Source organism: Pseudomonas sp. Sample_11 (assembly GCF_004307505.1).
Classification (GTDB): Bacteria; Pseudomonadota; Gammaproteobacteria; order Pseudomonadales; family Pseudomonadaceae; genus Aquipseudomonas; species Aquipseudomonas atacamensis.
Genome location: NZ_RCOD01000031.1, coordinates 1 through 21283, shown reverse-complemented (window position 1 = coordinate 21283; position 21283 = coordinate 1). Strand labels below are relative to the sequence as shown.

Here is a 21283-nt window from a genome sequence, read left to right as displayed (position 1 = left end):
CTTGATTTACCGACCTGTCCTAGAATTCTGTTTACCAGTCATTGAAAACAGTATGGAATATTCGCTTCTGGAGAAGGAAGGTCGAGTCTATTCGATAGCCAAGTCAGGGTATTACGCGCAAGCGCTGTTTAGCATGGATGCGCCCGGCAACGGCAATGATCTGCTGGAGACCGTGTACGTCAACGCCAGACGTCCCGGAATGTGTGTGTTGAGCGCCGACGAACCGGCCTCGCTGCAACCGCTGGACAGTCCGTTGTTGACGCTGGAACGTGAGCTTCTGCGCCAATATCCGCGTCAGCTACAGACATTCGTGCAACCTTGCGGAGAGCTGGAGTTGCGGGTTGCCCTGGCAGCGCGGTACACGAGTTCGACAGAGCATTTCTGGCATGCCGATGACATCTACATCGGTGCTGATCTGCGCGGGGTCCTGGAAATTCTGATTTCGGTGCTTGAATTGCGTCACGCCAGCGTGATTGTCGAATCACCGTGCGACTGGGTGATATTGCGCCTGCTCGAGTCGTGCGGGGTGCGCGTGATCGAATGGCCATTGCTGGCCGAAGGCGTGCTTGACCTGTCGGTACTGCAATCGCTGCTGGAGAACGAACCAGTACGTCTGGTTCTTTTGTCTTCAGTGTTGAGCATGCCCCACGGCAAGGGTTTCACCCATGAGCGTCAGCAGGCCGCCGCGCAGTTGCTCAATCAACATGGGGTCTGGGTGCTGGAAAACGACTGCTACAGCGAGCTTGACGAGCGCAATGATTCACAGCGTTTGCGCAGTTGGCTTGATCCTGAGCGTCTGCTGGTGTTTTCCACTTTCGAGAAATTCATCGGCGCTGAAGCGCCATTCGGCTTTGTCCTGTCGCGTCACTGGCGTGAGGCGCTGCAACGCCATTTTCTGCTGCGCGCATTTCGCTTGTCGCCGATCCGCCAAAAGGCGATTGCCCGGTTGTTGAATGGCGGGCGGCTTGATCAGCATTTATCTGTGCTGCGGCGAATGCTGGGTGAGCGGCGAGCCGTGTTGATCCAGGTTCTGCACGAACGTTTGGGCGATACGCTGCAGATCGTCGAGCCGCAGGGCGGGGCGACGGTGTGGGTACGTTCGTTACGGCCGGTCGACATGGCGAATGTGTTCCGTCGCCTGCTCAAGCAACAGATCATCGTGGCCCCCGGCGAGCTGTTCAGCCTGCAAGGTCTGCATGCGGATCATCTGCGGATAAGCGCGTTGCACCACGGCGAGCGGGATCTGCCGAGTGTCATCGGCTTGCTGGGTGATGCCTTGCGCCTGTCGCCTGGAGCATAACGTTAAAAAACATCGGGCGAGTTTCGGATACATCCCGTCGCACAGTGGTCAAACTGCCAGTAAACTGCGCTGCATTTCCTGAACCACTCCGATTTCAGAGGTTTTTGCATGACACTCAGTCCTTTTGCGGGCAAACCGGCACCGGCAGAACTGTTGGTCGATATCCCGCGACTGGTTACGGCCTATTACACCGGCCAGCCTGATGCATCGATTTCTACCCAGCGAGTGGCGTTCGGCACCTCCGGCCACCGCGGCAGTTCGTTCGATTTGAGTTTCAACGAATGGCATGTTCTGGCCATTAGCCAGGCGATCTGCCTGTATCGCGAAGCCCAGGGCATCACCGGCCCGCTGTTCGTCGGCATCGACACCCATGCATTGTCGACCCCGGCCGGCGCCAGCGCGCTGGAAGTCCTCGCCGCCAACGGCGTCACCGTGATGATCGCCGAAGGCGATGAGTACACGCCGACCCCGGCAGTTTCTCACGCCATTCTCTGCTACAACCGCGGCCGTACCTCTGGCCTGGCGGACGGTATCGTCATCACGCCGTCGCACAACCCGCCACAGAGCGGTGGCTACAAATACAACCCAACCAACGGTGGCCCGGCCGATACCCACATCACCAAGTGGATCGAAGCCAAGGCCAACGAGCTGCTGGCGAACAAACTGGCCGGGGTCAAACGCATCAGCTACGAGCAAGCGCTCAAGGCCAGCACGACCCATCGTCACGATTACTTGAACACCTATGTCGCCGACCTGATCAACGTCATCGACTTCGATGCCATCCGCGACGCCAAGCTGCGCCTGGGTGTCGATCCGTTGGGCGGAGCAGGGGTGCGCTACTGGTCGGCCATCGCCGAACACTACCGTCTCGACCTGGAAGTGGTGAATAAACAGGTCGATTCAACGTTCCGTTTCATGACCGTCGATTGGGACGGTCAAATCCGTATGGACCCATCGTCCAGCCACGCGATGCAGGGCCTGATTGGCCTGAAAGAGCGCTTCGACGTGGCGTTTGCCTGCGACCCGGATCATGACCGCCACGGTATCGTCACGCCGTCCGGTGGTTTGCTCGCGCCGAACAACTATCTGGCGGTATCCATCGACTACCTGTTCCAGAACCGTCCGCAATGGCGCGCCGATGCCGCTGTCGGCAAAACCGTGGTCAGCAGCGGTCTGATCGACCGCGTGGCCAAGCGCCTGGGCCGTCGCCTGTACGAAGTGCCGGTCGGTTTCAAATGGTTCGCCGATGGCCTGTTTGATGGCTCGCTGGGTTTTGGCGGTGAAGAAAGTGCTGGCGCGTCGTTCCTGCGCAAGGACGGCGGCGTGTGGAGCACTGACAAGGATGGCCTGATTCCAGCCTTGCTCGCCGCCGAAATGACCGCGCGCACCGGGCGCGATCCAAGCCAGGCCTACCGCGCCCTGACCGACGAACTGGGCGAACCGTTCTCGGTGCGTGTCGACGCCAAGGCCAACCCTGAGCAGAAGGCACTGCTGAGCAAGCTGGCGCCGGAACAGGTCACCTCGACCGAGCTGGCAGGCGAGAAGATCCAGAGTATCCTCAGCCATGCACCGGGCAACGATCAAGCCATTGGCGGTCTGAAAGTCATGACCGAGAACGGCTGGTTCGCCGCGCGTCCGTCGGGCACTGAGGACATCTACAAGATCTACGCCGAGAGCTTCCTCGGCGACGACCACCTCAAGCAACTGGTGGCCGAAGCGCAAACGTTGGTGGATGGCGCTATTTCCACTAAGTGATGCGCACATGAAAAAAGGGCAACCGTAATGGTTGCCCTTTTTTTATTGCCTGCAGATCAAGCCAGGTCGACCAGTACGATCTCGCTGTCTTCGATCGCCGTGACCGTCAGCACTTGCTCATGGGCCACCGCAACGCCATCGCGCGCTTGGGCACGCAAGCCATTGACTTCGATCACGCCGGTGGCCGGAACCAGATAGGCGCGACGCCCTTCGTCGAGCCGATATTCGGCGGTTTCACCGGCCTTGATGTTCGCCGCCACCAGGCGTGCATTGGCGCGAATATGCAGGCTCTGGTCGTCGCCGTCCTTGCCGCTGGCTAGCGTCACAAAACCCTCGCGCTCGCCTTTGGGAAACGGCTTGGCTCCCCACGACGGCGGCGCACCGGTTTCGGTCGGCAGAATCCAGATCTGGAAGATCTTGGTTTCCTTGTCTTCCAGGTTGTACTCGCTGTGAGCAATGCCGGTGCCAGCGCTCATCACTTGTACGTCGCCAGCTTCGGTGCGGCCCTTGTTGCCGAGGTTGTCCTGGTGCGTGATGGCACCTTCTCGCACGTAAGTGATGATTTCCATGTCGCGGTGCGGATGCTGCGGGAAACCGGTGCCTGCGGCGATGATGTCATCATTCCACACGCGCAGGTTGCCCCAGCTCATCCGCTGCGGATCGTAGTATTCGGCAAAGGAAAAGTGGTGATGCGCGTCCAGCCAGCCATGATGGGCGCCGCCCAGCGAGCTGAAGGGTCTGAGTTCAAGCATGATCGTCTCCTAATAAGGGTCGTCAGGGGGCGGGCCCCGTGGTTGATGACGACGATCATCTATCAGGCAATCATCGAAAAAAAGCGCAAAAACTGCCGCATCATGATCAGGTTATTTGATGGGAATGCGCCTCGAAATCGTCTTATCCGACTTTCAATTCGTCGCCTAAACCGATGACCTGTAAGCATTTCGCTAGAACTGGACGGCAAATCCAGACACCATAGCCGCCACAGCCTCACACCCTGGAGTCCGTCAGCGTGGCGCAACACACCCCCGATCTTCCCCCTGAACTTCGTCCACTGGCCGAGATGCCCTGGTTCAAACGTCTGGCCGCGCGATTCTTTGGTCACGGGTTGACCAAGCTGCGCGCCCAGCACCGGGCGTCGTGGCTGCACGGGCAAGCCGACGGATTTCGCAGTGGCCACACCGCTGGCGTCGAATACGGTTTCAAGGAGGGCAAGCTTGAGGGGTTGGAGGAAGGCCGCCAGGTTCTGCTGATTCGCGACAGCCGTAACACCGAGCATCGCCCACCCAGCGTCGATAACTACCTGTTCGATGACTGGCGCCTGCCGCTGACGGCGGAACTGAAGAAGCGCATCAAGGCTGACGTCGCCCGTTTGCTTCCGGCCCACGCCCAGCCCAGCGCTGCGCAGTGGAAGATGATCTTCAGCGATACGCCGTCCACCTCGGTGGTCGCCGGTGCCGGCGCCGGCAAATCGACCACGCTGGTGCTGCGCATTCTGTTGCTCAGCCATTATCTGGGTTTTGAGCTGGATTCGATGACCGTGGTGACCTTCACCCGCGAATCGCGTAAGGACTTCATCAACAAACTCATCGAAATCTTTACGCTGTGGGGGCAGCCGCTGAACCTCAAGCAGGCCCGTGAGCTGGTCAGAACCTTCCACTCACGCATCCTGCCGATGGTCCGCAGCCTGCCGGGTTTCGAGCGTTTGCAGGCCTTCGAGAACCTCAGCGATCGCCCGCAAAGCGGCGCAGAGGAGGTTGACAGCAATCCGTTTGACCTGCGTATCAACGACGCGCAGCGCCAGCAACTTAATGCTTGTTATCACCGCCTGTTCAACGACGATGAGCGTTTCCGCCAGTTGATCCAGCCGCTGTCCCGTGCCGGGTTACAGTTGAAAGAACTGGAACGCGATCACCCCGATGTGCAGAAGCGCATGGCGGTCACCGAACTGGCAGCCAAGCGCGATGAAGAACTCTGCGATGTGATTGAAGATCTGTGGTTCCGCGCAGGGGCGTGGCCGATCAAAGGCATCGAGCCGAATCGGCAGGCCTTCGAAATCAATGGTTCGAAGTTCCACGCTCATGGCTATATTCCCAGCCTCGATGCCTGGGTGGTGCTCGGCTTTGATCCCAGGGAAAACGCCCAGCTGACCCGACCCAACGCCAAGCTGAGTGTCCGTGCAGAGTGGGCGGTCAAGCGCACCCTATTTCAAGCTTTCTGCCGTAAGCCATTGATATGGCTGGATAGTTACGAGTCATCCAGGCGCGTTCTTGCGACGTTGGCCGGAGATGCCAGCGCCGGTCCCGGCTTTGATTACAAGGTCAAAGGCGAGCTGGCATCGGCGCCATTGCTGGATTGTTTTGTCGCCGCAGCAGGCTTTATCGAAAACCTCGGCCTGGATGTACCAGACGCGGTCAGTCGGATGAGCTTCGCCAAGGACGATCCTGATCGTTTTTTCTTTGAAGCCCTGAGCCTGTTCTGGCGCGCATTTGAAGATCACTTGCTGGATCAGAAGCCGCCAGTGATGACCTACAACCGCATGTTCGCGCTGTTCAGCGAGCACTCGCCGGAAAACCTCAAGCTGCTCAGCGATGAGTTGCTGCGGCCTATGGCGCATTTGATGATCGATGAGTTCCAGGACGTATCGCCGCAGATCGTTTCGTGGATTCGCGCCAGCCTCAATGAAATCCGCAGCCGTGGCCCGGCCATGCACGTTGGGCGAGGGGCGCAGCGTTCGTCGCTATTGTGTGTTGGCGATGACTGGCAGTCGATTTACGGTTGGCGCGGCAGCTCACCGAGCTACTTCATGGAGTTCAACAAGGAATTTCCTTCACCGAGCACCACAAGAGTGATGCTCAGTGACAACTATCGCAGCCATCAGCACATCATCGACGCCGCCGAACACATTGTCCGTGCAGCGCCGGCAATCGCAGGCAAGAAGGCCAAGGCCAGTGGTGAGCCCAAGCCGCTTCACCCGGTCAATGTGCTTGAGCGGGATGATGAAGCATTGGGTCAGCGCTTGGCCGAGCATTATCGGCGCGGCGATTCAATCTTGATGCTTTATCGAAAAAGCAGCGATAAGTTATTGATAGAGCAGCATATTCAGCCTGTACTTAATGTAGATTCGAGCTTGCCCTACGACGCGCGGCGGCTGAAGCAACTGACCTATCACAGCGCCAAAGGCTTGCAGGCTGATGCGGTATTTCTGCTTGGCGATTGCCAGCATCTGACCAGTTCTCCGTACAAGAATCAGGTCTATCGCATGGCGGGATTGGGCAAAAGCGGCGACAGCGAGCCTTATGACACTGCGCAAAAGGACGAAATCCTGCGCCTTGCCTACGTCGGTATCACGCGCGCCGTCAGCCATTGCTATTGGTACGTCGAGCCGCAGGAAACCCAAGCGGTAAACATGCCGAGGGCGTCGGATCGAGTCGCCAAGGGCAAGCCCTTCTTCGTCGACCATCGACGCGAAAAGACCAGCGCCTGACCAATAAAAAAGCCCGCATCGCTGCGGGCTTTTTGTTTTAAATCAGGTGGTTATGCGTAGTTCTTGAGGGATTCCGGAGGAGTGAAGGCTTCCAGCTCATCCTCGATGGCTTCGATCATGCGCTCGACGTCCGCCGCGTTCATCACCGTTGCGCAGGGAATGCCGGCGATGGCGATCATGGTTTCGCCGCTGGCACGGTCGAACAGACGGGCGATCATGCTGCCCGGCGCGTCCATCGTCGCCTCGAAACCCATGGGATGAAAATGCCAGCGCATCAGCTGGCAAGCGTTTGGAAAGGTGACTTTGCTGAACCCTTTATTCATGGTGTTGCCCGCCTGCTTCATCGAGCGCTTCCTTTTGCTCATGTTAGGTGGGAAGAGCCTTCATTGGCTCAACCAGTGCTTGAGCTTTAAAAGTAGCATTCGTGTGTGAAAAAACTGTGAGTTTTTTCAGTCCGTTTAGCGATTGATTCGCATTTTTTGATGTAAGTCACTGGCTCATCGATTATCGCCAAAACGCCACCATGGATTTTTCATTGAAGCGGCAGAGGAAGTTGGGCAAGCTCGGTTCTTTTTCGCCGAGCCGCTTATGCACGCCGATGACGACGGCCCAGAACAGACCCAGGCCACGGCCGCCACGGTCATGCGCTATCACCTGAGCTGGAAACACCGGGATCTGGACAGCGTCATGGCGCTTTATCACGCCGAGATCCAGTACAACGATTTCTTTCAGAACCGGGTGCTCGGTCTGGATGAGTTACGCGAATACGTGCGCGTGAGCATGCCGCGAGAATCCGACGAACTGCTCGAACATTGCGACCGAATCCGGGTGGATGGCAACACCGCGTTCATTCAGTACGAGGTGACCTTGCGCGGCGGCGACGGCCTGGTGTCGTTTCGTTCCAGCGAAGCGATCACGGTCAAGGACGGCTTGATCTGGCGCGTCAACGAGTACGCCTCGCTGGTGCGTACTCAAGCCGACGGCAGTTCGGCACAGAGTCAGCGTCCGGCGGTCAGTCGGCTGGGTCTGTCACCGCGGCAACTGAGTTTCATGGCCGAAGACCTGCAGCAGTATTTTGAAAAGCAGCAGCCCTATCTGGACCCTGAGCTTGACCTGCAACGGGTGGCGAAGGAGTGCGGGTACAGCCGCAATCAGATTTCCTATCTGCTCAATCAGGTGCTCGGGCAAAGCTTTTATCGCTACGTCAATCAGGCGCGCCTGCAGCATTTGCTGCGTGCGCTGGACAGCGCCACGCCGCCGTTGCGTGTCGACGAGCTGGCGTTTGCCGCCGGCTTCAATTCGCTGTCAGCGTTCTACAAATGCTTTCGCGAACACACCGGCCAGTCGCCCAAGGCCTACGCCAAACAAATTTCTCTGCGGGCACGCGCGCAAGACATCCACTGAAGGCAGCCACTAGGATCGACGCCATCGAAGGTTTTCAGTGGCGGAGTCTGGCATGTCGGCGTGGCGCACGATCAGTTTGTGGATGGATCAGCTCGATGAGCCGCTATTGGCGCGGCCCGCGTTGGAGCGGGACCTGGATGTCGACGTGGCGATCATCGGCGCCGGTTACACCGGACTGTGGACGGCGTACTACCTGAAAAAACAGGCGCCCGGCCTGGATATCGCCATCGTCGAGGCGCAAACCGCCGGGTTCGGTGCATCCGGACGCAATGGCGGCTGGCTGATGGGTAACTTGCTGGGTGAGGATCGCTTGCTTGCAGGCTTGTCGCCGCAGCAGCGCAGGGCTTCGTTTGATCTGCTGCACAGCATCCCCGATGAAGTGGAGATCGTCCTCGAACGCGAAGGCATCGACTGCGATTACCGTAAGGGCGGGGTGCTTTATTGTGCCGCGCGCTACCCAGAGCAGGAAGCCGTTCTGCGTGATTACCTGAGCAAGCTGCACGCCCAAGGCCTTACCGATAACGACTACCGCTGGCTCAGTCCCGAGCAGTTGGCCCAGCAGATCCGCGTGGCCAAGCCCTACGGCGGCATCTTCGCTCCCCATGTCGCGACCATTCACCCGGCGAAGCTGGTCCGTGGTCTGGCGCGGACCGTGCAGAACATGGGCGTGAAAATCTACGAAAACAGCCCGGTCACTCACTGGCAACCCGGCAGTCTGCGTACCGCCAAGGCCAGCGTGCGCAGCCGTTGGATCGTCCCGGCGGTGGAAGGTTATTCGGTGACCTTGCCGCCACTTGGCCGTTATCAATTGCCGGTGCAAAGCCTGATTGTCGCCACGGAACCGCTGTCCGCTGCGACCTGGGATGAAATCGGCCTCAATCGCGGCCAGGCCTTCAGTGAATTCAGCCGTCAGGTCACCTATGGCCAGCGCAGTGCCGACAATCGTCTGATCTTCGGCGCCCGTGGCGGGTATCAGTTCGCCGGCAAGCTGCGCCATGACTTCAACCTGACCCGCGATGAAGTCGAGTTGCGCCGCTATCTGTTCGGCGAACTGTTCCCGCAGCTGAAAAATGTGCAGATCACCCACGCCTGGGGCGGCAACCTTGGCATGTCGCGGCATTTCAAGCCGCACATGCTCTGCGACCGCGCCAACGGCATCGCGCTATCGGGCGGTTATGGCGGCGAGGGCGTCGGTGCCAGCAATCTCGGCGGCCGGACGCTGGCCGATCTGATTCTTGAGCGCGACAGCGAGCTGACCCAACAACCATGGGTCCTGCCCGACGGTGGCATTCATGCGCTGCGTGCCTGGGAGCCAGAGCCATGCCGCTGGCTCGGCTACAACGCGATCATCAAAAGTTTCGTGCACGAAGACCAGACCCTGGCCAATCCCGCGACCGCGCCTTGGCGGCGCAAGCTGGCCAGCCGGGTTGCCGGGTTCATGGAAGGCTTCATGCACTAAACGCCGTTTCCCACAATAAACAGGTCACGCCATGAGCATCACCCAATTCAAGAACACCGCCACGCTTGAGCTCGAAGAATCCAACCCGGTCGCCGTGCCCCTCGGCGAACCCGTCGCAATTGCCTCGACCACCAGTGTCGAGCGCGACGACGGTGTTGAAACCGGCGTCTGGGAATGCACCCCGGGCCGCTGGCGGCGGCAGATCACCGCGCAGGAGTTCTGCCATTTCATTTCCGGGCGCTGCACCTTCACCCCCGACGGTGGCGGCGAAACCCTGCACATACAAGGCGGCGACGCACTGATGTTGCCAGCCAACACGCTCGGGATCTGGGATATCCAGGAAACCGTGCGCAAGAGCTACGTGCTGATTTTCTGATTGTTTGATCCTTTGATTGCCTGCCAACAAAAAAAGCCCATACAGGAATCGCCCCATGATCCAGAAAACCCTCGCATTGGCGCCGCTGCTGCTGGCCGCTTCCGTCAGTCACGCGGCCGAGACGGTCAAGGTCTACAACTGGTCCGACTACATCGCCCCGGACACCACGAAGAATTTCCAGAAAGACACGGGCATCGGCGTCACCTACGACGTCTACGACAGCAACGAAACCCTCGACGGCAAATTGATGACCGGCAAATCCGGTTACGACGTGGTGTTCCCGTCCAACCACTTCATGGCGCGGCAGATTCAGGGTGGGGCGCTGAAGAAACTCGACAAGAGTCAGTTGCCGAACTGGAAGAACCTCAACCCGGCGCTGCTCAAGGCCCTGCAAACCAACGACCCTAACAACGAGCACGGTTTCCCTTATCTGTGGGGCAGCACCGGTATCGGCTACAACATCGCCAAGGTCAAAGTGGTGCTGGGCGACAACGCGCCGGTGGACTCCTGGGATCTAATCTTCAAGCCTGAATACATGGAAAAACTGCAGAAGTGCGGCGTGGCGATCCTCGACAACGGCCCGGAACTGCTCCCGGCGGCGCTCAACTATCTGGGCCTGCCGCACCACAGCAAAAATCCCGAAGACTACAAGAAAGCCGAAGCTTTGCTGATGAAAGTGCGGCCCTACGTCAGCTACTTCCATTCCTCCAAATACACAAGTGACCTGGCCAACGGCGACATCTGCGTAGCGGTGGGCTTTTCCGGCGACATACTGCAAGCGGAGAATCGCGCCAAGGAAGCCAAGAACGGCGTCGAGATCGGTTATGCGATTCCCAAGGAAGGCGCGGCGATCTGGTTCGACATGGTCGCCATGCCCGTCGACGCACCGGACGAGAAGGCCGGCTATGCTTTCATGAACTACCTGCTGCGCCCCGATGTCATGGCCGGCATCAGCAACTACGTGCATTACGCCAATGGCAACGAACAAGCCGACAAACTGATCGACCCGGCGATCAAGAACGACACCAAGGTTTACCCGAGCGCGGAAATGATGGGCAAGCTGTTCGCGCTGGAAGCGATGCCGCTGAATATCGACCGGATTCGTACGCGGGTGTGGAACAAGATTCGCACCGGTAGCTGAACCTCCGTCCTCTGTAGGAGCTGACGAGTGCAACGAGGCTGCGATCTCTTGATCTTGATCTTGAAAAGGTCAAAGTCAAAAGATCGCAGCCTCGTTGCACTCGTCAGCTCCTACAGTCCGAATAACGTCATAGAGTTGATATCAAAGCACTGGCACGCCTGACTGAAAGTGTGACTTGCCCAACAAATCCAAACTTACCGATATTTAATATTTAAATAGAAAATCGTCAGACAATTTCCACCCTCATCGCAACTAAAAACAATCTTTTCTCCCCGCGCGCCTTGTTTACGGCAGTTTCCTGATATAGCCAAATTGGATCGCAAAAAAACTCTTTACGACAGATTTCCAATTGTGTCAGGTTCGTTACGCCTTCATTGGGCGAGTGATAGGACGATCTCGCCAAAGATCGTCCTGTCGGACAAAAACTGTTCCATTGCTAAACAAGGAAGTGTGTTTATGTCGAAAGTTAAAACCAATGCTGTTGATTCCGCCGAACAGGCTTTCCAGCTGGCTGCCTTCAGCTCGGCGTACAACCAGATCAACAGCTTCAGCCATCAGTACGACCGCGGCGGCAACCTCACGGTCAATGGCAAACCCTCGTACACCGTCGATCAGGCGGCTACGCAACTGCTGCGTGACGGCGCTGCCTACCAGGACAAGGACGGCAGCGGCAAGATCGAACTGACCTACACGTTCCTGACCTCGGCCTCGAACAGCACGATGAACAAGCACGGCATCAGCGGGTTCAGTCAGTTCAGCGCGCAGCAGCAGGCGCAGGCCAAGCTCGCCATGCAGTCCTGGGCCGACGTGGCCAATGTCACCTTCACCGAGAGAGCCTCGGGCGGCGACGGGCACATGACCTTCGGTAACTACAGCGGTGGCCAGGATGGCGCTGCGGCGTTTGCCTATCTGCCGGGAACCGGCGCTGGTTATGACGGCACCTCGTGGTACTTGATCAACAGCGGTTACACGCAGAACAAGAACCCGGATCTGAACAACTACGGTCGTCAGACCCTGACCCACGAAATCGGCCATACCCTTGGCCTTGCGCACCCCGGCGACTACAACGCCGGCAACGGCAACCCGACCTACAACGATGCGACTTATGGCCAGGACACCCGTGGCTACAGCGTCATGAGTTACTGGAGCGAGAGCAACACCAACCAGAACTTCAGCAAGGCCGGCGTCGAAGCCTACTCGTCCGGCCCGCTGATGGACGACATCGCCGCGATCCAGAAGCTCTACGGCGCCAACACCACCACCCGCACCGGCGACACCACCTACGGCTTCAACTCCAATACCGGTCGCGACTTCCTCAGCGCTTCGTCGTCGAGCGACAAAGTGGTGTTCTCGGTCTGGGATGCCGGCGGCAAGGACACCCTGGATTTCTCCGGTTTCACCCAGAACCAGAAGATCAACCTCAACAGCGCTTCGTTCTCCGACGTTGGCGGCATGGTCGGCAACGTGTCGATCGCCAAGGGCGCGGTCATCGAGAACGCGATTGGTGGTTCCGGCAGCGATCTGTTGATCGGCAACAGTGTGGCCAACGAGCTGAAGGGCGGTGCCGGCAACGACATCCTTTACGGCGCTGGCGGTGCCGACAAGCTGTGGGGCGGCGCCGGTTCGGACACTTTCGTGTTCGCCGCCAGTTCGGACTCCAAGCCGGGGGCGATCGATCAGATTCTCGATTTCGTCAGCGGTCTGGACAAAATCGACCTGACCGGCATCACCAACGGCGCGGGCCTGCACTTCGTCAACAGCTTCACCGGTTCGGCCGGCGACGCAGTGTTGACCTCGTCGGGCGGCAACAGCCTGTTGTCGGTGGATTTCTCCGGGCATGGCGTGGCTGACTTTATCGTCAGCACCGTGGGTCAGGCTGCGACCAGCGACATCGTCGCGTGATGTGAGAGGAAAGCGGCGCCTCGTGCGTCGCTTTCTTTGCTTGCATCGGCCTGATCGCCGAGCAAGGCTACGAGCGGAAGTGAAGTTTCCTATGACTCGATACGTTTTAACTGACACGACGATGGCATGGCTGATGGCAGTCACGCTGATGATGACCGGAGCGACAAGCATGGCAAGCAGCCTCAGACTCGAAGAACCCTCGGCATTCGCCGGGCGCTGGCAGGCCACTTTGACCGGTCACAGCGACACACCCGAAACGCGGTCGTTGCAAGACAAGCCGTCGAACACTTGCTTGGTCGATCTTGCGCCGAACCAGACTTTGGGCGAGGGCACTGAATGTCTGGCCGCGTGGTTGGGCGAAGCGCCAATCGGCTGGTTTCCAGAGCCCGATGGCATTTCCATCACCGGCAAGGAAGGTTCGAGGATCGCCTTCTTCAGCCGCCAGCGTGATGGCATTTATACAAAGGCCTTGAGCGCCGAACTGCTTATTACGTTAGAGCGCGCAGCGCAGTAGGCAATGGTTGTCGGATGAAAGAAAGTTGATATAAGCCAGTGGTCGTGCGTTATAAGCGCGGCATCCGGTCAAGTTGTTATGAAATTGTAAGCGCTACTTGCAAGTCATCTTTGGCAGGCAGGCGGAATATCAATGGAATGCTCGTCCGATAATGACGAGGCATGAATTCAGGAAGAATCAATGAAGATGGCGAAGTCTCCTGCCACCGCTCCGTTAATCAAGGCATTGGGCGACTATAAAAGCATTCTGATCAGCGTCGGTTGTTTCACCGCGTTGATCAACGTGTTGATGCTGGTGCCGTCGATCTACATGCTGCAAGTTTACGATCGAGTATTGTCGTCCCAGAACGAAACCACTCTGGCGATGCTGTCGTTGATGGTGGTCGGGTTCTTCGCCTTCATCAGCCTGCTGGAAGTGATCCGCAGCTTTATCGTCATCCGCATCGGCAGCCAGCTGGAGCGGCGCTTCAATCTGCGCGTCTATCAGGCCGCGTTCGAGCGCAATCTGTTCAAGGGCGAAGGCAACGCCGGGCAGTCGCTGGGCGACCTGACCCACATTCGCCAGTTCGTCACCGGCCCGGCGTTGTTCGCCTTCTTCGACGCACCGTGGTTCCCGGTCTATCTGTTTGTCATCTACTTGTTCAATGTCTGGCTCGGCGTGCTGGCCACGGCGGGCGCGCTGTTGTTGATCGCGCTGGCGTGGCTCAACGAATACATGACCAAAAAGCCCCTCGGCGAGGCCGCCGGTTTTTCCCAGCAGTCCAGCCAGTTGGCCACCAGCCACTTGCACAACGCCGAAACCATTCAGGCGATGGGCATGCTCGGCTCGCTGCGCAAGCGCTGGTTCGGGGTGCATTCGCGCTTTCTCGGCTTGCAGAACCAGGCCAGCGACACCGGCGCGGTGATCAGTTCGCTGAGCAAGACCCTGCGCCTGTGCCTGCAATCTCTGGTGCTGGGCCTGGGCGCGTTGCTGGTGATCAAGGGTGACATGACGGCGGGGATGATGATCGCCGGTTCGATCCTGATGGGCCGCGTGCTGAGCCCGATCGATCAGATGATCGCCGTTTGGAAACAGTGGAGCGGGGCGAAGCTGGCTTACCGCCGTCTCGATGCGCTGTTGCAGGCGTTTCCGCCTAGCGACGAGGCGATGGCACTGCCGGCACCGAAAGGCCAGATCACCTTCGAACAAGTCAGCGCCGGCCCGCCCGGGCGGCGTGCAGCCACTTTGCACATGGTCAATTTCAATCTGAGTGCTGGTGAAGTGCTGGGTGTGCTCGGCGCTTCCGGTTCCGGCAAGTCGACGCTGGCTCGAGTGCTGGTCGGTGTGTGGCCGGTTCTGGGCGGCACGGTGCGCCTCGACGGCGCTGATATCCACCGCTGGAACCGTGATCAGCTCGGTCCCTACATCGGTTACCTGCCGCAAGACATCGAGTTGTTCAGCGGCAGCATCGCCGAGAACATTGCGCGATTCAGCGAAGCCGATCCGCAAAAAGTCGTCACCGCCGCGCAACAGGCCGGTGTCCACGAGATGATCCTGCGCCTGCCGCAAGGCTACGACACGCAACTGGGCGAGGACGGCAGCGGCTTGTCCGGCGGCCAGAAGCAACGCGTGGCCCTGGCCCGCGCGCTGTACGGCACGCCAAGTCTGGTGGTGCTCGATGAACCCAATTCCAACCTCGACACCGTCGGCGAAGCGGCATTGGCCAGCGCCATTGCGCAACTCAAGGCGCAAGGCACCACGGTGATTCTGGTGACGCACCGTTCTTCGGTGCTGGCTCAGGCTGACAAATTGCTCGTGCTCAACGATGGCCGTTTGCAGGCGTTCGGCCCGAGTCAGGATGTGCTCAAGGCACTTTCCGGTCAGCACGAACAGCAACGCGAAAAGGCCGCACAAGCACCGGGCGGGCTCAGCATGAGCCGGCAGTATCAGCCCACGACAAGGAATTCGGGTGTATGAGCAGCGCCAGCATGAACACTGAAAACGAAGCGAACATGGAACACGCCTACCTCACCGAGCGCCCGGAACGCGATGCGAAATTCTTCGCGCGCATGGGCTGGATTCTGGCCATCGTCGGCGCTGGCAGTTTCTTCACTTGGGCGGCACTGGCGCCGCTGGATCAGGGCATTCCGGTGCAGGGCACCGTGGTGGTCTCGGGCAAACGCAAGGCTGTGCAGTCGATGAGTAGCGGCGTGGTCAGCCGGATTCTGGTGCGCGAAGGCGAGATCGTGAAGCAGGGCCAGCCACTGTTCCGCCTCGATCAGACGCAGGTCGCCGCCGATGTGCAATCGCTGCAGGCGCAGTACCGCATGGCTTGGGCCAGCCTCGCGCGCTGGCAGGCCGAGCGCGACAACCTCAAACAAGTGACCTTTCCGCCTGAATTGAGCAACGACCCGGACCCGCGCCTGGCGCTGGTGCTGGAAGGCCAGCGGCAACTGTTCAGCAGCCGCCGTGAAGCGTTCTCCCGGGAACAAGCGGCACTGCGCGCCAATATCGAAGGCGCCACTGCACAATTGGCCGGCATGCGCCGCGCCCGCAGCGACCTCAATGCCCAGGCCAGTTCCTTGCAGCAACAATTGAGCAACCTGCAACCGCTGGCCGACAACGGCTACATCCCGCGCAACCGTTTGATGGACTACCAGCGGCAACTGTCGCAGGTGCAGCAGCAGCTGGCGGAAAACACCGGTGAAAGCGGGCGCGTGGAGCAGGGCATCCTTGAATCGCGCCTGAAGTTGCAGCAGCACGGCGAGGAATACCAGAAGGAGGTGCGTACGCAACTGGCCGATGCGCAGCTGAAAAGCGTGACGCTGTCAGAACAGCTGACCTCCGCCGGTTTCGATCTGCAACACAGCGAGATCCTCGCCACCGCCGATGGCGTGGCAGTCAACCTCGGTGTGCACACCGAAGGCGCCGTGGTGCGCCAAGGCGAAACCCTGCTGGAGATCGTTCCGCAAGGCACCACCCTGGAAGTGGAAGGGCACTTGCCGATCAACCTGATCGACAAGGTCGGCACGCATTTGCCGGTGGACATTCTGTTTACCGCGTTCAACCAGAGCAAAACCCCGCGCGTGCCCGGCGAAGTCAGCCTGATCTCCGCTGACCAGATGGTCGATGAGAAAACTGGCGTGCCGTATTACGTGTTGCGCAGCAGCGTCAGTGATCAGGCGATGGAAAAGCTCAACGGTCTGGTGATCAAGCCCGGCATGCCGGCGGAAATGTTCGTGCGCACCGGTGAGCGTTCACTCCTCAACTACCTGTTCAAACCGCTTCTGGATCGCGCCGGTTCTGCGTTGACCGAGGAATAAGGATGTTCGGCTGTATGAAAAAGCTTTGCATGCTGGGGGCCGCAATGATGCTGCTCGCGAGTCACTCGGCAGTCGCGGCCATGGGGCCATTCGAGATTTACGAACAGGCGTTGCGCAACGATCCGGTGTTCCTCGGTGCAATCAAGGAGCGCGATGCCGGCCTGGAAAACCGCGTGATTGGCCGCGCCGGGCTGCTGCCACGGATCGGTTACACCTACAACAAGGGCCGCAACTCTTCCAAGGCGACGTCTCTGGATGATCGTGCGCGCAATCGAACTGATGAGCGCAACTACAACAGTTACGGCTCGGCGCTGACGGTGCAGCAACCGCTGCTCGATTACGAGGCTTATGCGGCGTATCGCAAAGGCGTGGCGCAGTCGTTGTTTGCCGACGAAGCGTTTCGCGGCAAGAGTCAGGAACTGTTGGTGCGCGTGCTGGATAACTACACCAAAGCCTTGTTCGCCCAGGACCAGATCGACATCGCCCAGGCGAAGAAGAAGGCCTACGAACAGCAGTTCCAGCAGAACGAACACATGTTCAAGCAGGGCGAGGGCACGCGCACCGATATTCTCGAAGCCGAGTCGCGCTATGAGCTGGCGACTGCCGAGGAGATCGAAGCGCGCAACGAGCAGGATGCCGCTTTGCGCGAGCTGGGCGCGCTGGTGGGCGTGCCGGCGGTGGACATCGGCGATCTGGCGCCGCTTGGTCAGCAATTTCAGACCTTCACCCTGCAACCGGCCAACTTCGACACCTGGCATGAACTGGCGATCAGCAACAACCCGAACCTCGCTTCGCAGCGTCAGGCCGTGGAAGTGGCGCGCTACGAAGTCGAGCGCAACCGCGCCGGGCATCTGCCGAAAGTCAGTGCTTATGCCTCGATGCGCGACAACGAGTCCGAAAGCGGCAACACCTATAACCAGCGGTACGAAACCAACACCATCGGCCTGGAAGTCAGCGTGCCGCTGTACGCCGGCGGCGGGGTATCGGCCTCCACACGGCAGGCCAGCCGCACCATGGAACAGGCCGAATACGAACTGGATGGCAAAACCCGCGAAACCTTGATCGAACTGCGCCGCCAGTTCAGCGCGTGCCTGTCCGGGGTGAGCAAATTGCGCGCTTATCAGAAGGCCCTGAAGTCGGCCGAGGCGCTGGTGGTCTCGACCCGACAAAGCATTCTGGGCGGCGAACGCACCAATCTCGATGCGTTGAATGCCGAGCAGCAACTGTTCACCACCCGCCGCGACCTGGCCCAGGCGCGCTACGACTACCTGATGGCCTGGACCAAATTGCATTACTACGCCGGGACGCTGAATGAGCAGGATCTGGCGCGGGTGGACGAAGCATTTGTGGTCGCGCAACAGCCCTCACCCTGACCCTCTCCCAGAGGGAGAGGGGACTGACCGAGTGGCCCGCGATAGATGCATCGACCTGAACGACCGAGCCGGACGCAGGTTTTGACATCAACAAAAATCGGCTCCCTCTCCCACAGGGAGAGGGGACTGACCGAGTGGCCTGCGATAGCTGCATCGACCTGAACCATCGAGCTGGACGCAGGTTTTGACATCAACACAAATCGGCTCCCTCTCCTCGGGGAGAGGGCTGGGGTGAGGGGAACAGGCGACACCGCAATTCAGCCCTGAACAAAACAACAAAAACGAGAGTGATGACCATGGACGTACGCATCAAACCGATTTCGCTCGGCACGCTGTTGCTGGTGACCTCGGCAACGCAGGCGCAATACCTGGAAACCGGCCAGCCCGGCAATCCGGCCAGTTGGCGCAGCGCCGAGTTCCTGCGTGACTGGGGTCTGCAACGCATGCAGGCCGATCAGGCCTACGCTGCCGGCATCACCGGCAAGGGCGTGAAGATCGGCGCGCTCGATTCCGGTTTCGATGCCGCCCATCCCGAATTTTCCGCCGACCGTTATCACCCGGTAACCGCCAGCGGCAGCTACGTCGATGGCTCAGCGTTCAACGTCGACGGCACGCTCAACCCGAACAATGATTCCCATGGCACCCACGTCGTCGGGACCATGGGCGCAACCCGTGACGGCAGCGGCATGCACGGCGTGGCGTACAACGCGCAGATCTACGTCGGCAACACCAACAAGAACGACAGTTTCCTCTTCGGTCCAAGCCCTGATCCGCGTTATTTCAAAGCGGTGTACGACAGCCTCGCCGATGCCGGGGTGCGGGCGATCAATAACAGTTGGGGCAGCCAGCCGGCGGATGTCAGCTATCGCACTCTCGCGGATCTGCACGCCGCCTACGCGCAGCACTGGAACAAGGGCACCTGGCTCGACGCCGCTGCCGACGTTTCCCGGCGCGGTGTGATCAACGTCTTCAGCGCCGGCAACAGCGGTTACCCGAACGCCAGCGTGCGCTCGGCGCTGCCGTACTTTCAGCCGGATCTGGAAGGTCACTGGCTGGCGGTGTCCGGGCTCGATCAGAGCAATCAGCAGAAGTACAACCAGTGCGGCATCGCCAAATACTGGTGCATCACCACGCCGGGGGCGAAGATCGACAGCACCATTCCCGGTGGCGGTTATGCGATCAAGTCCGGTACCTCGATGGCGGCACCGCATGCGACCGGCGCCTTGGCGCTGGTGATGGAGCGTTATCCGTACATGACCAACCAGCAGGCGCTCGAGGTGCTGCTGACCACCGCTACGCAACTCGATGGCTCGGTCACAGACGCACCGAACGAGCGCGTCGGCTGGGGCGTCGCCAACCTCGACCGGGCGATGCGCGGGCCGGGGCAATTGCTCGGTGCGTTCGATGCCAATCTGGGGGCAGGGCAGCGCGATGTCTGGAGCAATGACATCTCCGACAACGCGCTGCTCCAGCGTCAAAAAGAAGACCTCGCCGAGCACAGCGCCTGGCAGCAAACCCTGCAGGACAAAGGCTGGCAGAACGGTGTGCCGGCCGGCGCCAGTCAGCAGGAGCAGACTGATTACGCCGTCGGCATGCTGCGTGATGCGGCAGCGGCAAACCGTGTGTATGAGGGCAGCCTGATCAAGTCCGGCGCCGGGCAACTGCTGCTCAGCGGCGCAAACACCTATCGCGGCCCGACCACGGTCAACGGCGGTCTGCTGACGGTCAACGGTTCGCTGACCTCAGCGGTCACCGTCAACAACAGCGGCACCCTTGGCGGCTCCGGACGCATCGGTGCGTTGACCGCCAACAGCGGCGGCCGGGTCGCACCGGGCAATTCCATCGGCACCTTGAACGTCGGCGGTGATGTGACACTCGCCCCGGGCTCGACCTACGCCCTTGAGCTGTCGCCTACCAGCAGCGATCGCATCGTTGCCGGCGGCACGGCAACCGTCAGCGGCGCCAGTGTCAGTCTGGCGCTGGAAAACAGTCCGACCTTGCTCAGCAGCGCCGAAGCGCAAAGCCTGCTCGGCCGCCAGTACACCATCCTGCAAGCGGCCGGCGGCGTGCAGGGGCAGTTCGCTGCGGTGGTGCCGAACTACCTGTTCATCGGCGGCGCCCTCGACTACGCCGCAAGCGGCATTCAGCTGAATATCCAGCGCAACGCCACCAGTTTCGCCAGCGTTGGGCAAACGCCGAACCAGCGTTCGGTGGCGGCGGCAGTCGAAGGTCTGGGCGCCGGCAATTCGGTTTACGAAAGCGTGCTTCGTGCACCGACTCAAGCCTCGGCGCAGCAAGCCTTCCAGCAACTGAGCGGCGAGATTTATCCAGCGCTGGGGACAATGCTGATCAACGACAGCCGCCAGTTGCGTGATGCGGTCGGCGAGCGGCTGCACGATGAGTCGGCGACCCGCAGCAACGGCTGGATCAAAGCCCTCGGCGCCTGGGGCAGCACCGATTCCAGTCACGATACGGCCGGCTACAACACCTCGATCGGCGGCCTGCTGGCGGGCGTCGACGGCGCGCTGGACGAGCAGACCCGCATCGGTCTGGTCACCGGTTATAGCGACAGCTCCTTGAGCATGGGCTCGGGCACGCATTCCTCGGCGAAAGTCGACAGCTACCACCTCGGTGCTTACGCCGGGCACGACCTCGGCGCGTGGCGCTTGAGCAGCGGCGCGGCCTACAGCTGGCATCGCGGCGATGTGAAGCGCGATCTGCAATACGACGAGGTCAGCGCCAAGCAGAAAGCCAAGCTTGATGCGACCACCACTCAGGTTTTTGCCGAGGCGGCGTATCGCTTGCAGCTGCAAGCGCTGGCGCTGGAACCGTTCGCCAACCTGACCTACCTGCATCTCGACACCGAAGGCTTTACCGAGAAGGGCGATGCCGCTGCGCTGAAAAGCTCGGGCGATCAGCGCGATGTGGTGCTGAGCACTCTGGGCGTGCGGGCGAGCAAAACCTTCCACCTTTCCAGTCAGCAAGCGCTGGACGTCAGCGCTCGGCTCGGCTGGCAGCACAGCCTCAGCGATATCGAATCAGAGCAGCATTTGCGTTTTGCCAGCGGCGGCGCGCCGTATTCCGTGGAGAGCTCGGCGCTCGTGCGTGATGCCGCACTGGTCGGCGTGCAGGCCAGTCTGGCGTTGAGCAAGGACGTGCGGGTCAACCTCGATTACAACGGCCAACTGGCCAGCCGCGAGCAGCTGCATGGCGTAGGGCTGAGCCTGAACTGGCAGTTCTGATTGCATGGGTTTGAGCCACTGTGGCGAGGGG

15 protein-coding genes are annotated in these 21283 nt (G+C 60.0%); 13 read left to right on the top strand and 2 right to left on the bottom strand.

Going from position 1 to position 21283, the window contains the following annotated elements; genetic code table 11:
* Nucleotides 1–52: 52 nt before the first annotated feature.
* Nucleotides 53–1300, top strand: coding sequence for a PLP-dependent aminotransferase family protein (locus D8U60_RS07360; protein WP_241663518.1), 1248 nt, complete (start codon nt 53–55; stop codon nt 1298–1300).
* 108 nt (nt 1301–1408) lie between these two features.
* The gene (pgm, locus tag D8U60_RS07355) at nt 1409–3055 is read left to right on the top strand and encodes a phosphoglucomutase (alpha-D-glucose-1,6-bisphosphate-dependent) (RefSeq protein ID WP_016774846.1); all 1647 of its coding nucleotides are present in this window, start codon (nt 1409–1411) and stop codon (nt 3053–3055) included.
* Nucleotides 3056–3111: 56 nt separating this feature from the next.
* Here the strand turns inward: pgm and D8U60_RS07350 are convergent, their stop codons facing one another.
* A complete protein-coding gene (locus D8U60_RS07350) occupies nt 3112–3807 on the bottom strand; it encodes a pirin family protein (RefSeq protein WP_073476198.1) in 696 nt (231 codons plus the stop codon).
* A 257-nt stretch (nt 3808–4064) separates the two neighbouring features.
* On the opposite strand from D8U60_RS07350, the gene D8U60_RS07345 reads away from it, so the two are divergent.
* A complete protein-coding gene (locus D8U60_RS07345; protein ID WP_130899829.1) occupies nt 4065–6539 on the top strand; it encodes a UvrD-helicase domain-containing protein in 2475 nt (824 codons plus the stop codon).
* Nucleotides 6540–6589: 50 nt separating this feature from the next.
* Here D8U60_RS07345 and D8U60_RS07340 read toward each other — a convergent pair whose 3' ends face one another.
* Nucleotides 6590–6862, bottom strand: coding sequence for a DUF1652 domain-containing protein (locus tag D8U60_RS07340; protein WP_038862172.1), 273 nt, complete (start codon nt 6860–6862; stop codon nt 6590–6592).
* Between the two features lie 265 nt (nt 6863–7127).
* On the opposite strand from D8U60_RS07340, the gene D8U60_RS07335 reads away from it, so the two are divergent.
* The 10 genes from D8U60_RS07335 (at nt 7128) to D8U60_RS07290 (ending at nt 21252) form a co-directional block, all read left to right on the top strand.
* A complete protein-coding gene (locus tag D8U60_RS07335) occupies nt 7128–7943 on the top strand; it encodes a nuclear transport factor 2 family protein (RefSeq protein WP_073476200.1) in 816 nt (271 codons plus the stop codon).
* Nucleotides 7944–7995: 52 nt separating this feature from the next.
* On the top strand, nt 7996–9402 hold the full coding sequence (locus D8U60_RS07330) for an FAD-dependent oxidoreductase (protein WP_122746142.1): 1407 nt from the start codon (nt 7996–7998) through the stop codon (nt 9400–9402).
* A 31-nt stretch (nt 9403–9433) separates the two neighbouring features.
* Nucleotides 9434–9778, top strand: coding sequence for a cupin domain-containing protein (locus tag D8U60_RS07325; RefSeq protein WP_024013066.1), 345 nt, complete (start codon nt 9434–9436; stop codon nt 9776–9778).
* Between the two features lie 55 nt (nt 9779–9833).
* Nucleotides 9834–10919 (top strand): polyamine ABC transporter substrate-binding protein, encoded by a 1086-nt coding sequence (locus D8U60_RS07320; protein ID WP_130899828.1) that lies wholly within the window; start codon nt 9834–9836, stop codon nt 10917–10919.
* A gap of 456 nt (nt 10920–11375) precedes the next feature.
* Complete coding sequence (locus D8U60_RS07315) at nt 11376–12821, top strand: serralysin family metalloprotease (protein WP_130899827.1); 1446 nt, start codon at nt 11376–11378, stop codon at nt 12819–12821.
* A gap of 91 nt (nt 12822–12912) precedes the next feature.
* Nucleotides 12913–13335 (top strand): AprI/Inh family metalloprotease inhibitor, encoded by a 423-nt coding sequence (locus tag D8U60_RS07310; RefSeq protein WP_153188788.1) that lies wholly within the window; start codon nt 12913–12915, stop codon nt 13333–13335.
* A gap of 180 nt (nt 13336–13515) precedes the next feature.
* The gene (locus D8U60_RS07305) at nt 13516–15291 is read left to right on the top strand and encodes a type I secretion system permease/ATPase (RefSeq protein ID WP_130899826.1); all 1776 of its coding nucleotides are present in this window, start codon (nt 13516–13518) and stop codon (nt 15289–15291) included.
* A complete protein-coding gene (locus tag D8U60_RS07300; protein ID WP_130899825.1) occupies nt 15288–16637 on the top strand; it encodes an HlyD family type I secretion periplasmic adaptor subunit in 1350 nt (449 codons plus the stop codon). The genes D8U60_RS07305 and D8U60_RS07300 overlap by 4 nt, the downstream gene beginning before the upstream one ends.
* A gap of 2 nt (nt 16638–16639) precedes the next feature.
* Nucleotides 16640–18010 (top strand): TolC family outer membrane protein, encoded by a 1371-nt coding sequence (locus D8U60_RS07295; RefSeq protein WP_122611322.1) that lies wholly within the window; start codon nt 16640–16642, stop codon nt 18008–18010.
* A gap of 296 nt (nt 18011–18306) precedes the next feature.
* The gene (locus tag D8U60_RS07290; protein WP_130899824.1) at nt 18307–21252 is read left to right on the top strand and encodes an autotransporter serine protease; all 2946 of its coding nucleotides are present in this window, start codon (nt 18307–18309) and stop codon (nt 21250–21252) included.
* The last annotated feature ends 31 nt before the right edge of the window (nt 21253–21283 follow it).

Coding starts and splice junctions, on each gene's coding strand:
- D8U60_RS07360 (WP_241663518.1), top strand. CDS start 53: ATGGAATATTCGCTTCTGGAGAAGGAAGGTCGAGTCTATTCGATAGCC.
- pgm (WP_016774846.1), top strand. CDS start 1,409: ATGACACTCAGTCCTTTTGCGGGCAAACCGGCACCGGCAGAACTGTTG.
- D8U60_RS07350 (WP_073476198.1), bottom strand. CDS start 3,807: ATGCTTGAACTCAGACCCTTCAGCTCGCTGGGCGGCGCCCATCATGGC.
- D8U60_RS07340 (WP_038862172.1), bottom strand. CDS start 6,862: ATGAATAAAGGGTTCAGCAAAGTCACCTTTCCAAACGCTTGCCAGCTG.
- D8U60_RS07335 (WP_073476200.1), top strand. CDS start 7,128: ATGCACGCCGATGACGACGGCCCAGAACAGACCCAGGCCACGGCCGCC.
- D8U60_RS07330 (WP_122746142.1), top strand. CDS start 7,996: ATGTCGGCGTGGCGCACGATCAGTTTGTGGATGGATCAGCTCGATGAG.
- D8U60_RS07325 (WP_024013066.1), top strand. CDS start 9,434: ATGAGCATCACCCAATTCAAGAACACCGCCACGCTTGAGCTCGAAGAA.
- D8U60_RS07320 (WP_130899828.1), top strand. CDS start 9,834: ATGATCCAGAAAACCCTCGCATTGGCGCCGCTGCTGCTGGCCGCTTCC.
- D8U60_RS07315 (WP_130899827.1), top strand. CDS start 11,376: ATGTCGAAAGTTAAAACCAATGCTGTTGATTCCGCCGAACAGGCTTTC.
- D8U60_RS07310 (WP_153188788.1), top strand. CDS start 12,913: ATGACTCGATACGTTTTAACTGACACGACGATGGCATGGCTGATGGCA.
- D8U60_RS07305 (WP_130899826.1), top strand. CDS start 13,516: ATGAAGATGGCGAAGTCTCCTGCCACCGCTCCGTTAATCAAGGCATTG.
- D8U60_RS07300 (WP_130899825.1), top strand. CDS start 15,288: ATGAGCAGCGCCAGCATGAACACTGAAAACGAAGCGAACATGGAACAC.
- D8U60_RS07295 (WP_122611322.1), top strand. CDS start 16,640: ATGTTCGGCTGTATGAAAAAGCTTTGCATGCTGGGGGCCGCAATGATG.
- D8U60_RS07290 (WP_130899824.1), top strand. CDS start 18,307: ATGGACGTACGCATCAAACCGATTTCGCTCGGCACGCTGTTGCTGGTG.